Source organism: Thalassospira sp. ER-Se-21-Dark, from assembly GCF_017922435.1.
Lineage (GTDB): Bacteria > Pseudomonadota > Alphaproteobacteria > Rhodospirillales > Thalassospiraceae > Thalassospira.
The window spans coordinates 708501-721064 of record NZ_VDEZ01000002.1 but is presented as its reverse complement, the minus strand read 5'-3'; the positions used below and the strand labels follow the sequence as shown (position 1 = coordinate 721064).

The following is a 12564-nucleotide window of genomic DNA, read 5'->3' as shown; positions in this document are numbered from 1 at the left end:
GCAAATCCTTCGCGCAAGTCGTGAAACAAAACGGCCCGAAATGGGCCGTGATGGTCAAAATTTCGGTATGTGGGCAGTGATGTCAGGTTCGCATGGTTTCTTCAAGCATGAAGAATGCATTCAGCAAGGCCTGCTTGCGATCAAGATGCAAACCGCGGGTCGCGCCCATCAATTCGTTGATCTTTTCCCATACCTCCAGCCATTGATCAAGCGGTTGCGCGGCTGCCATGCGCTGCATGGCGGGCAATTCACCGTCTACGACTTCGCGGGGTGCCTGCCCCGTGGCGGCAAACCGGATCATTCGCGCCAGCCACCAATGCATCAATTCGGTGATTGTTGCAAAGGCCGCGTCCTTGTCTGCGGGTGAAAATCGCTCTGCAAACTTGTGTTGGGCTGCGACATCGGCATTGGGGAGTGCGGCAATGATATCGACAAGTTCTGTATAAAGCTCAAGCCCGCCCACTTCATGGAGTTGAAGTGCCCGACCGATGCTGCCTTCCGCGAGACCCGATAGTGCGTCACGTGCGCCAATATCCATATCCGGGCAATAGCGCCCCAGAAGATCGACAACCTGATGATCTTGCAGCGGGCCAAGATTAAGGCGTCGACAGCGCGACCGAATTGTCGGCAACAACCGTCCCGGATGATGGGCAACCAGGATCATCATGGCGTTGGCTGGCGGTTCTTCGAGAACCTTGAGGATCGCGTTGGCAGCGTTGCGGTTCAGCTCATCGGCGGCATCAACAATAACGATCCGCCATCCGCCCTCTGCCGATGTCTTCGACATGAAATTGCCAACCGTCCGCACGCTGGCAACGGTGATTTCGCCCTGAAGGCGCTTCTTCTTGTCGTCGTACTGACGCTCGATAACCTTCAGATCACCATGACCGCCGCCAGCAATCCGTCGTGCTACCGGGTCTTCCGGATCGACATAAAGACCACCGTCATTCTGGTCGCCAAACAGCCCTGCACCGGCATTGTTTCCGCCACCGGATAGGATGAAACGTGCCATACGATAGGCAAGCGTGGCCTTGCCGACGCCCTTGGGGCCACAGAGCAGCCAAGCGTGATGCATGCGTTTGCTGTTCCAGGCATCAAGAATGACTTTCTCGGCCTCTTCGTGGCCAAGAAGGGCATCATTGCGTCGCGGCTCAAAGGGGTTTTCTTCTTCGGGAAGATCGTCCTTGGCCATGTTCAGGTCCCCTGCCCGGCAATGCGCCCCTGAACAGCGGCGATGACACGTTCACCTACGCTTTCGATGTCTCCACTGGCGTCAATGACGACACAACGGTCTTTTTCAGTTGCTGCAATTTCGCGGTAACCGTCACGTATGCGCTCGTGAAATGCAAGTCCCATGCGTTCATAGCGGTCCTCAGCGGCACTGACATTGGCAAAGCGTGCTCCAGCTCGGTCAAGACCAACTTCAAGCGGCAGATCAAAAATTACGGTCAGATCAGGTTTGAAGTCTCCGATCGCCAGTTTCCAAAGATTGCGGATATAGTCTGCACCAAGGCCATGGCCGTAGCCCTGATAGACAACCGATGAGTCCGCGAACCGGTCACAAAGAACGACTTTTCCCTCGGCAAGGGCCGGGCGAATAGTGCGTTCAACATGATCACGACGCGACGCAAACATCAGAAGGGCTTCGGTTACGGCGTCCCAGCGACCGGGATCGCCTGTCAGAATAAGGTTGCGGATTTCCTCGGCACCCGGCGAGCCGCCAGGTTCGCGCGTGACAACAACTTCTTGGCCCTGCTCACGGAACCAGGCTGCCAAATGGTGGATCTGGGTGGACTTTCCGCTGCCTTCACCGCCTTCGAAACTGATGAACAAACCGGGCTTCGACTTCACCCGTTTGCCCCCCAGAGAAGATATTTGAAGGCTGCTCCAATACGGCCTACAAATCCCAGGCGTCCGACATCATGGGCAGCATAAAGCGGGAACTCGATGGTGTCCCGGTCCGGGACTTCGACCTTAAGTGTTGCGATCTGATCGCCCTGGCTGATCGGGGCCGGCACCGGACCATCATAGACGACGGTGACCTTCATATCGCGGCTCGCACTGCGCGGCAGTGTCAAAAGGATTTCCTTGTCAGCGACGAGATCAACCTTGGTTTCCGAACCCAACCAAACATTGGCGGAACTCACGGTTTCGCCCTCTGCGAACAGATCGTAGTTGTCAAACTCGCGGAAGCCCCAATCCAGAAGCTTCTGGGACTCCGTGCGACGTTCACGTACAGAATCCAGACCGTTAACCACAAGGATCAACCGACGTCCGTCACGCTCGGCCGAGGCCGTAAGACCGTATCCCGCCGCTTCTGTGTGACCGGTTTTGAGGCCGTCAACACCGGCACTCGTTCCCAGCAGCGGGTTACGGTTGGGCTGACGGATACCGTTATAGGTGAATTCCTTGACGGAATAGAGCTCGTAAAGATCCGGGAAATTGCGAATGGTGTCGCGCGCAAGGATGGCAAGATCATGAACCGTGACAAGGTGGCCGTCCGCCGGCCAGCCTGTGGCGTTCTTAAAGACCGACTTGGTCATGCCGATCGCGCGGGCTTCTTCGGTCATTGCCTCGGCAAAGGCTTCTTCGGACCCGCCAATGCCTTCTGCGACGACGATTGCCGCGTCATTTCCCGACTGAACGATAATGCCATGCAGCAGATCCGAGACCGAAACGTTGGAGTTTACCTCGACAAACATTTTCGATCCGCCCTTACGCCAGGCTTTCTCGCTGACGTGGAAGGTGTCGTCCATCGAAACGCGACCGTCCTTGATATACTTGAACAGCATATGAACGGTCATCATCTTGGTCATCGATGCCGGCTCAGTCAGGGTGTCCCCTTCTTTATCAAGCAGCACAGCGCCGGTATCGAAGTCCATAATGAAAGCTTCACGTGCGCTGGTCTCTATTGCCTGCGCACTTGCAAAGCTCATCGACATTGCCATGACTGAGCCAAAAATAAAGGCTCCGGCCACTACCCGGTTCAGAGTGTTTTTGAACGGAACTGGCGGCATCAAAGTCATGGCATTCTAACCCTGTAAAATAATTTCTCTATGCACCGGGAAACGGTGTATCCGCTGATTTGCTTATGTCGCAAATTCGGCAGAATTGTGCAACACCAACAAACCCGGCATTTTAAAGCGGTAGCATATCCGGCTTTTTTCAATCAACAGACTGATGTCGCCGAGCCGCCATCAGCACACTCAACGACAACTTTTGCCCCGTTTTGGCCGGTTGCAATCACCCGTTCAAGCAGGATGTCCGCTTCCGGGACTGTTTCCAACGGACCAAGCCGCACTCGGTAAAAGGTCGTCCCCTTGACGTCGATCGACTCAATCTTGCTGGGGGCCAGATCATAAAGGCGATTGCGCAGGTTTAAGGCATTGTCATATATGGAAAAGGCACCTGCCTGGACATAGATCGAAGAAGATGCGACAGGCGCAACTTCAACCACAGCGGCCTCTTCGACCACGCCATCAAGCGGCGCAGATTGAACACTGGCGCTGGAAGACGGTGGTGTCAGTTTGATACTCGAAGTGGTCGGTTCGCCTGCATCCGTTATTGGCCCGTCATCAAGACGGACTGTTTCAACAACATCGCGCGGTGCCGCTGTAACGGTGCTTTGTTCGGCCGAGGTAACTTGCGGGGCGGCTTTACCTTGCGCGATTGCTGCGATCTGACGGCTTTCGGCTTCAACCACTTCGACGAGAACCTTCGCCGTACCTTTTCGCTCGAACCCAAGAAGCTGGGCTGCGCGGCGCGACATATCGATGATCCGCCCATGCGCGAATGGTCCACGATCATTGACCCGTACCTTGATCGACTTGCCGTTTTCAAGGTTTGTCACTCGAACGATGCTCGGCAGTGGCAAAGTCCGATGGGCGGCCGAAACTTCATACTGATCAAAAATCTCGCCGTTGGCGGTCTTCTTGCCGTGGAACTTGGGGCCATACCAGGATGCAATGCCGGTTTCGGTGTATTCATAATCTACGGCCGGATAATACCACTGGCCGGCAATCTCATATGGATTACCGATCTTGTAGTTTCCAATTTGGGCAGGTTGTTGTGACTGACCGCCAAGCCGTTTGACGCCATGGACGGCCAGTTGCGTTTCAGCACAGCCCGACAGCAATACGCCGAATGCTGCAACCGCAAGGGTGATGCGGCATTTGGCTCGCAGGTGTGCGAAGGCACTTTTTCGTGGTTTGGGCATCAAGGTGTCCCCGCTTGTAGATGCTCTGTCCATGCTCGTTCAGACAAGATGTCCGTTTCCCGGACGTTGTTTTTAACGACCGGCAATCGCATCGGCCAATGTGCCAACCGCAATCGCAAAGTAAGTCGAACGGTTCCAATGCATGATGGTATGGAAGTTGTTATAAACCATATATGCGGGACCTTCACCGTCATTTACGATGACAATTGATGCTTCCATATCCGCCGCAGGCAAATCTGCACCGGTTGGCATGCGAACGCCAAGTTCTTGCCATTCAGAAATTGGTTTGCGGATATCGCGACCTTCAAACTCGGTATTGAAGTCTTCCGGCAGCGAAATCTTGCGGCCCCAGCGCTCGTCTGCATGCCATCCGACCGAGGAAAGATAGTTTGCAGCAGAGGCAAAGACGTCTTCCTTGGCCCCCCAAAGATCAATCTTGCCATCACCGTTGCCGTCGCGTGCGTAATTCAGGAAGGTAGATGGCATAAACTGCGCCTGCCCCATGGCCCCTGCCCAGGAACCCGACATCTTTTCCGGCGCGATATGACCAGCATCAATGATGGTCAGCGCGTTCATCAATTCCTTGCGGAAATATTCGGCGCGTCGTCCCTCAAATGCTAGGGTCGCAAGTGAATCAACAACCGAATAACCGCCGGTGAAACGACCAAATCCGGTTTCAATGCCCCAGAAGGCTGTCAGGTAATGACCCGGAACACCGTATTTCTTGGCCGCGGCGTCAATGATTTCACGGTTTTCGGCGTACTTCTTACGACCTTCATTGATGCGGGATTGCGGCACAACCCGATCAAGATATTGTTCAAAGGTCAGTTTGAATTCCGGCTGGCTGCGATCATATTCGATCACTTTGGGGATCGGTTTGGTATTGGCAAAGGCAACGTCGAGTGTGGCATCGGAAATGCCTTTGCTTGCGGCTTCCTTTTTGAATTCAACGAGCCATTCGTCAAATCCTTCGGTGGTGAATTCTGGAAGTTTCTCATCGGTCTGTGCAAAGGCCGGTGCATTTGCCGCCATCACAGCAACGACGGAGGCGGCAGTCAGTAGTTTCCAGAATTTCATCTAAGCCTCATCCAATCATGTAATCAGTTTTCCGCCCCAGGATTTTGTGGCCCGGGGAACCATGCATCTGTGCGGCCGGTCCAGTAGTAGGCGGTCAAACCAACCCATTCCCGCAAAGCACGGCCCAACGATTTGATACCGTCAGAGACGTTAAGACTTGCTAAATGGATGTCATTTGAGGTGGATCTGTCGACCGGATACGGGATCACATTCCAGCCGGCCTGACGGAATACACCTACCGCCCTTGGCATATGCTGCGCCGAAGTGATTAGTACCCAAGGCTTTTTGGCAAGTTCAGGCCACTCGCGATAGACCATCTCCAGAGATTTCGTCGCGTTCTCGTGCGTGTTCCGCGATTTTTTTTCAAAATACATGTTCGACGTCTTCAGGCCCGATTCGTCCAACCAGTTTTCAAGGACGACTGCTTCACTAAATCCGCGCTCTGTCAGATTGCCATCCCCACCAGTGAACAAGACAGGTTTATCAGGATACAGGCTGGCAACTCGCAGCATCGCGAATATCCGGTCGGCTGACTGTCCTACATTCATTTCGCCGCGCTCTAGGTAACTGTCAGGGTCAAGGCTCCCAGCCAATGTGACGGTACCAGCAAACTCGATCTGTGAGAGTTTTGGTTTCTCGAAACGGGTTTCAAGAGGATGCGAGAGCGCGTCTCCAACCGGGATAACCGTGATTAGCAACGACGCTCCGCTCACAATAATCAATCCAACAACTGCAAATTTGCGAGTTCTCCTGAGGAACATGAACACCAACAGAACCGTGAGGAGGAAACCGTGCATGAATACAGCGTCGCTCAGGATGCTTATCGTTTTGGACAGGAAGTAGAACACGTGCGAAAATTCCGAAAAGAATTGGTTTGTATAACGTTATTACCATACTGAAATCAGGATAAATCACCAGCATTCGCTGCAATATTGGATTGCCCTATTGACAGGTCATTCTCCCCAATTTATTGAAAGCGCCCAGAGCGAAACGCTCCAACCAGTTTTGCGGAGAGGTGGCAGAGCGGTTGAATGCAGCGGTCTTGAAAACCGCCGTGCCTTTACGGGTACCGTGGGTTCGAATCCCACCCTCTCCGCCATTTACTCCAAGACAGTGCAAACGCCAGTTCAGTAATCGCACGGTGATGTTCTCTGTGTGCTGCCAAGCCGTATCTGTCAGGACGTCATAATCGTCGAAAGGTCGCTGATATGAGCGAACTGCCACCCTGCCCCAAATGTGAATCCCCTTACACCTACGAAGACGGTGACTTGTTGATCTGCCCTGAATGCGCCCATGAATGGTCGCTTGCAACGGGTCAGGCGGATGCAAATGTTGTTCGCGATTCCAATGGCACCCCACTTGCCGATGGCGATACGGTTTCAGTAATCAAGGACCTCAAGGTCAAAGGTTCGTCATCTGTCGTCAAAGTCGGGACCAAGGTTAAGGGCATTCGCCTTGTCGATGGTGACCATGACATCGACTGCAAGATCCCGGGCATCGGTCAGATGGGGCTGAAATCGGAGTTCGTAAAGAAGGTTGTTGAATAGGCAACTGAATACAAGTTCGACCAAAAGCAAAAAAGCGCACCGAATATGGTGCGCTTTTTCTTTTTATGTGTATTCGCCTCTTAGGGCTTAGTCAGCCCCGCCTATCCGGAATGTCGTTCCTGGTTTTGGCTTCAAAATACGCTGGATGAGGAGCGTGCCGATTGCCATACCCACCCCGATCAGATCGGTAATCAGTCCGCCGGAGATCATGAACAATGCTGCGATAACAAGCAGAATGCGCAGGAACCAAACCGCTGAACGGCCAAGGAACCAGCCCTGAACGCCAGACGACAGAAGGAATACTCCCACAACGGCCGTAATCAGTGCCTGACCGATCTGAAGATAGGTGCCGTCCATGAGGATGGCAGAGTTATAGAAGAACATGAACGGTACTATGAAGGCGGCAATACCAATCTTGAATGACGCAACCGAGGTTTCCATTGGGTTGGCCCCGGATATCCCGGCCGCAGCATAGGATGCCAGCGCCACCGGCGGTGTGATCGCCGAAACCACTGCAAAGTAGAACACGAAGAAATGTGCCGTAAGTGGTTCAATTCCAAGCTCAATCAGACCAGGTGCTACCACAGATGCGGCCACCGCATAGGCCGCCGTCGTTGGCATTCCCATGCCGAGCAAAATGGCAATCAGCATGGCAAAGACCAGTGCCAAAAGCTGGGAGGCTTCGGCCAAACCAAGCAGAAGGTTGGAAAAGCGTGCACCAACCCCGGTGAGCGCAATCACACCGACAATGATACCCGCACAGGCACAAACTGCGATGATCTGGATCGACATGCCGCCTGCCAGCTCAAACGCCTTGGCAACCGACCGTGCCCCCACGCGATTTGGCGTTAACCAACTGACAACGACAGCCGCAACGGTGGCAAGGGTCCCTGCCCTGATCACGGAATAGCCGAGGAACAGTGCGATGATCAGAATGATGATCGGAAGGAACAGGAATACCTTTTTGATCATTACATCAAAGCGCGGCAATTCATCTTCGCGCATGCCGCGCATGCCAAGTTTCGCGGCCTCAAAATCGACCATGAAATAGATCGACACGAAGTAAAGAATGGCCGGAATGACGGCTGCAATCGCAATCTCGGTATATGGAATGCCGGTGATCTCGGCCATGATGAAGGCACCTGCCCCCATGATCGGCGGCATGATCTGACCGCCGGTTGAAGCCGCAGCCTCAATCGCACCGGCGGTCTTCTTGTGATAGCCGACCTTTTTCATCAGCGGAATGGTGAGCGAACCAGTCGCCACCACGTTCCCGGCAGACGTACCGTTAATCATGCCCATCAGACCGGATGCAAAGATCGCAACCTTTGCCGGGCCACCACGGGCACGACCAGCGACCGAGAAGGCAAAGTTCACGAAATAGTCGCCAACCTTGGACGCCTGCAGGAAGGCTGCAAAAATGATGAAGAGAATGATATAGGTCGACGAAACAGCGGTCGTCGGGCCGAGTATCCCTGCATCGGTGTAAACCTGGCTAAAGAAACGCTGCCATGTAACGGATGGTGACTGTAGGAACCCTGGCAGGAATTCACCAACGAAAACGTAGATCAGGAAGATGGTCGCAATGACCACCAGTGCCAGACCTGCAACCCTTCGGGTCAGCTCCATGATCAGCAATGTGCCAGCAACAGCAGCGATCGAAATCCCGATTGGCGCAAAGGGGGTACCCGTCGAGTTGCGCATCAATGTGCCATAGATCGTGATCAGATAAACAGCGACCGCGAAGGCACAGACGCAGAGCACGAAGTCGGGGGCAGAATATTTTTCGCGTGATGTTTTGTGGAACCAGGACAAAACAATACCGCCTACTGTCGCCACCAGAAGCGGTGTTCCGAAAAGCCAGGTTTCATTAAACTTGATTGTCGCATCAATGCCGTTCCACATCACACCGTTCTGGATGTCGAGCGCGAAGCTAAACGCCATACCGGTGGCCATGAATGCCGGCACGAGAAGAACATACGACAGATACCCCAAAAGCGGTGTACCTGTGCCCGGGCTGTTATTGAAACTGTTGGCCGAGTACCACAGAAAACCAAGCGCAAGCGCACCCGCAACGTGAACGATACGGAAGTTCCATGTTTCAAGCGGAAAGTCGGGGAGAAATGGCAGATTAACAATCCCGCCCGTCATACCCGAGAGCGAAACACCATTCAGTGCAAGCATGTGGAAGGCTGCATAGATTGCAGCGGAAATGGTGATAAAGGTCAGGCCACTGCCTTCGAAAAGACGTCGATTATGTTCGACCGGCTCTTCGTCAACACCATCGGCAATAAGGTGTTCGTCTTCCACCTGGCTTTTGTTTGTCATCTGTTCCCCCGCTCTCACGCAAGTTTGTTTTTGGCCACAGGCAAGCTGATAATTGAAAGATGGCGGACCGTCCGCCCGGACAGTCCGCCTTCAAGATGTGTAACAGACAGAAATTAGTAGATCATGTCTGCCGGAATGGATGCACCATTCTCATTGAACCACTTGGCAGCACCCGGGTGCCACTTCATGACTTTGTTCTTGTCCCAGTTTGCCGGAACAGTCGAACGGGCCGCACGGTGGATCGATACCATCCGCTCGTTGTCAGACATCACAACGTCGGTTGCGGCATAAACAAAGCTCTCCGGAAGCTCGCAGTTGGCGATCGCGAAGTTCCACATCGAAACCGAACGGGCCGGTTCGGTCAGCGTGGTGTAAGTGTCTGCGGCAATGTCGAACTCGGATACGGGGAAGGCATCCATGATCTGTTTCTGTTCAGCTTCGGTGAATTCGATGATGTTCACGTCAGTCTGTACTTCAAGCTGGCTGACAGCCGGAACCGGAACACCTGCGGCGAACGCAATCACGTCAAGCAGGCCATCCTGCAGCTGGCCGCCAAGGTCGGCCCAGCCACCATTACGACGTTCGAAGTCAACACCGAGTTCCTCAAGCATACGCGGGAAATATGTATCCGAGGTTGAACCTGCCGGACCAAAGCCGATTTTGGCGCCAGCCGGAATGTCAGCAACCGAGGTAATTCCCGAGGAAGAGAGCGCCGTGATCGAGAACGGTGTCTGATACATCGGGAACATTGCACAGGCGTTGGTCATCTGAAGACCCGGTGCGATCGGGTTCGTACCTGCGAGTGATTCCGCTGCCGGCCCCATCGTTGTCATTCCAAAGGCCGCTTCACCGGTATGGACAAGGGCCATGTTCTGCATCGGGCCGCCGGTGACTTCACCGCCACCCGAGATGCCGAGTTCTTCTGCCACAAGGTTCGCCCAGCCAGAACCATACGCGAAATAGGTTCCGCCCTGTGAAGCTGTACCAACGGTAAAGCTCTCCGGCCAGTCAGAACGATCCTGCGCTACGGCAGCAGTGCTCCCGAACGCGAACGCGACCGCCATCCCTGCAAATAATGCGCGTTTCATTAATTTCCTCCGTTTATCGGTATTTTGTGAGAGTTCGCTACAAGTCATTTCCTCATATGGGGAAACTCAAAGTTGATAGCAATGTGGTTCTTAATCAATACCGAAAACAAAGAGATTTCATAGTGATGTCGATCTCTTGTCGGGTGCTACTTTAGTTGCATCCCGCAATGAGAAGACATTCTGATGGTTCCGTTTTTCGAAAGCCTGACTCTTCGCGGCACCAAGTGCTTGTAATCGGGTCAGGCAACCACATTTGTTTAATGTAATGTACTTCTTCCGGAGGGTTGCTGCATGTCGCTCAATATTGGTAGCCGGATATTGCTTGCTGCGGCAATGATCGTTGTTGCGACATTCACGGCATTCATCCTTTATTTTGACTATCAGCAACGAACATACATCCAGAATGCGCTTGTGGCTAAATTGACCGAGAGTGGTTCGTTGGCCACTGCCGGTATTTCAAACTGGCTTGATGGCCGGCGCCTGTTGGTTGAGAGCCTTGCTAACAATATTGCCCGTGACAGTTCCCCCACCAATGTCTCTGAAGTTGCAAGCGGTGAGGCATTTGCCGAGTCATTTATCTTTTCATATTTCGGCAGTGCTGACGGTGTGATGACTATGTATCCGCCCGATGATCTGCCACCCGACTACGACCCGCGCCAACGCCCATGGTACGCAGATGCAGTTTCTGTCGGTGACAGTACGCTTACCGAACCCTACACCGATGCATCCACCGGTCAGCTCATTGTTACGGCGACTACATCTGTTTTTGATGGATCAAACCTTCTTGGGGTTGTTGGCGGCGATATCGATATTGGTATCCTTGGTGATCTGGTTCGCAGCATCGATTTGGGCGGGATCGGATATGGCTTTCTGGTTAATGATCAGGGAACGGTCCTGATCCATCCGAGTGCGGAATTCACCCTTAAACCCCTGCCTGAAGTGTTTCCTGACGACACACCAACGGTAAAGGAAGGCATGGAGAACATCATTGATGGCACAGGCGATCAGTTGTTCACCTTTTTCCGCGTCAATGGCTTGCCTTCTGTAAACTGGTATCTCGGCTTTGCACTTGATCGCGATGCCGCATATGCGTCGCTTACCGAGTTTCGCTACACTGCGATTATTACCGCCATCATTGCCATTCTGGCCATAATGGGCCTGATGGGGCTGCTAGTTCGAATTTGGGTTTCACGGCCGGTTATGAGTATGACGTCGGCCATGACCCGCCTCGCCAATGGTCAAAGGGATGTCGATGTCCCGGGAACGGAACTCAAGGACGAAATTGGCGCGATGGCCGCGGCTGTTCTGGTGTTTAAGAACAACGCTGCAGAAGTGGATCGTCTGGCGAGCGAGAACGAGGCCGCGACCAGACATGCGGCTGAGGCGCGCAGGCGCGCCATGGAACAAATGGCAGACAATTTCGAGAAGAGTGTTCTTTCCATTGTAGAAACAGTGGCTGACGCGGCCGAAAAAACGCAGTCGGTCGCAACCCAGTTATCTGCCAATGCAGAGGAATCGACGGCCCGTGCCGCCGCTGTTTCGAGTGCAGCGAACATAACGACGGAAAATGTCCAGGCGGTGGCGTCCGCAACCGAGGAGCTTTCTGCTGCCATTCGCGAAATTGGTGCACAGGTTACGCAATCAATCGAAGTGGCGACCGAGGCAGTTTCTGGCGTCAACAGTACCTCTGCAACGGTCACGGAGCTTGCCGAGGCCGCTGAGCGGATCGGAAAAGTCGTTGGTCTCATTCAAGATATTGCCGGGCAAACAAACCTTCTGGCGCTGAACGCAACCATCGAAGCAGCACGTGCAGGTGATGCTGGTAAGGGCTTTGCCGTCGTTGCCGGTGAGGTGAAATCGCTTGCCAATCAAACAGACAAGGCTACTGGCGATATTCAGGTTCAGGTAGATGGTATTCAAGGATCGTCGAACCGTTCAGTTTCCGAAATCAGGTCTATTTCCGGAACGATCGAGCGGATCAACGAATTCTGCAATGCCATTGCAGCCGCGGTTGAGCAACAAGGGGCTGCCACACAAGAGATTGCAGACAGCGTTCAACGTGCAGCATCAGGCACGCAGGAAGTCTCGCAAAATGTGTCGGCCGTCTCTGATACCGCTAACATGGTAAGTGAGGAAGCCAACTCGCTCCTCTCGTCTTCCCAGGAATTGCGAAAACTTGCCCAGCGTCTCAGGGAAGAAGTTATCGGCTTCCTGAAATCTGTGCGCGACAACGACTAGGTTATAAACGGTCATTGGTTTGCATGGTTTGAGACCGTGGTCTTTGCCAACCATCGGCCGGATTCCGTCG

The 12564-nt window shown here is 53.6% G+C and carries 10 protein-coding genes and 1 tRNA gene; 3 read left to right on the top strand and 8 right to left on the bottom strand.

The features are described from left to right. Nucleotides 1–82 precede the first annotated feature (82 nt). The 6 genes from FHI25_RS10985 to FHI25_RS20795 form a co-directional block, all read right to left on the bottom strand. Entirely contained in the window at nt 83–1192 is a 1110-nt protein-coding gene (locus tag FHI25_RS10985; RefSeq protein WP_210517782.1) for a DNA polymerase III subunit delta', read from the bottom strand. Nucleotides 1193–1194: 2 nt separating this feature from the next. Continuing rightward, entirely contained in the window at nt 1195–1851 is a 657-nt protein-coding gene (tmk, locus tag FHI25_RS10980; protein ID WP_210517780.1) for a dTMP kinase, read from the bottom strand. Then, nucleotides 1848–3026 (bottom strand): D-alanyl-D-alanine carboxypeptidase family protein, encoded by a 1179-nt coding sequence (locus tag FHI25_RS10975; RefSeq protein WP_210517778.1) that lies wholly within the window; start codon nt 3024–3026, stop codon nt 1848–1850. Before FHI25_RS10975 ends, tmk begins: the two co-directional genes overlap by 4 nt. 143 nt (nt 3027–3169) lie before the next feature. Next, a complete protein-coding gene (locus tag FHI25_RS20735; protein ID WP_210517776.1) occupies nt 3170–4216 on the bottom strand; it encodes a septal ring lytic transglycosylase RlpA family protein in 1047 nt (348 codons plus the stop codon). 72 nt (nt 4217–4288) lie between these two features. Further along, complete coding sequence (locus FHI25_RS10965; protein ID WP_210517775.1) at nt 4289–5293, bottom strand: lytic murein transglycosylase; 1005 nt, start codon at nt 5291–5293, stop codon at nt 4289–4291. 23 nt (nt 5294–5316) lie between these two features. After that, complete coding sequence (locus FHI25_RS20795; protein WP_210517773.1) at nt 5317–6141, bottom strand: YdcF family protein; 825 nt, start codon at nt 6139–6141, stop codon at nt 5317–5319. A gap of 161 nt (nt 6142–6302) precedes the next feature. On the opposite strand from FHI25_RS20795, the gene FHI25_RS10955 reads away from it, so the two are divergent. Then, nucleotides 6303–6392: transfer RNA gene (locus tag FHI25_RS10955), tRNA-Ser, on the top strand. Nucleotides 6393–6501: 109 nt separating this feature from the next. Beyond that, on the top strand, nt 6502–6840 hold the full coding sequence (locus tag FHI25_RS10950; protein WP_064789224.1) for a zinc ribbon domain-containing protein YjdM: 339 nt from the start codon (nt 6502–6504) through the stop codon (nt 6838–6840). 87 nt (nt 6841–6927) lie between these two features. Here FHI25_RS10950 and FHI25_RS10945 read toward each other — a convergent pair whose 3' ends face one another. Together FHI25_RS10945 and FHI25_RS10940 are read right to left on the bottom strand one after the other, a co-directional pair. After that, nucleotides 6928–9168 (bottom strand): TRAP transporter fused permease subunit, encoded by a 2241-nt coding sequence (locus FHI25_RS10945; RefSeq protein ID WP_210517771.1) that lies wholly within the window; start codon nt 9166–9168, stop codon nt 6928–6930. A 113-nt stretch (nt 9169–9281) separates the two neighbouring features. Then, on the bottom strand, nt 9282–10256 hold the full coding sequence (locus FHI25_RS10940) for a TAXI family TRAP transporter solute-binding subunit (protein ID WP_063089580.1): 975 nt from the start codon (nt 10254–10256) through the stop codon (nt 9282–9284). 291 nt (nt 10257–10547) lie between these two features. Between FHI25_RS10940 and FHI25_RS10935 the strand changes: the two genes are divergently transcribed. Then, nucleotides 10548–12494 carry a methyl-accepting chemotaxis protein gene (locus FHI25_RS10935; protein WP_210517769.1) on the top strand — a complete coding sequence of 649 codons (1947 nt, stop codon included), beginning with the start codon at nt 10548–10550 and terminating at the stop codon, nt 12492–12494. Nucleotides 12495–12564 lie beyond the last annotated feature (70 nt).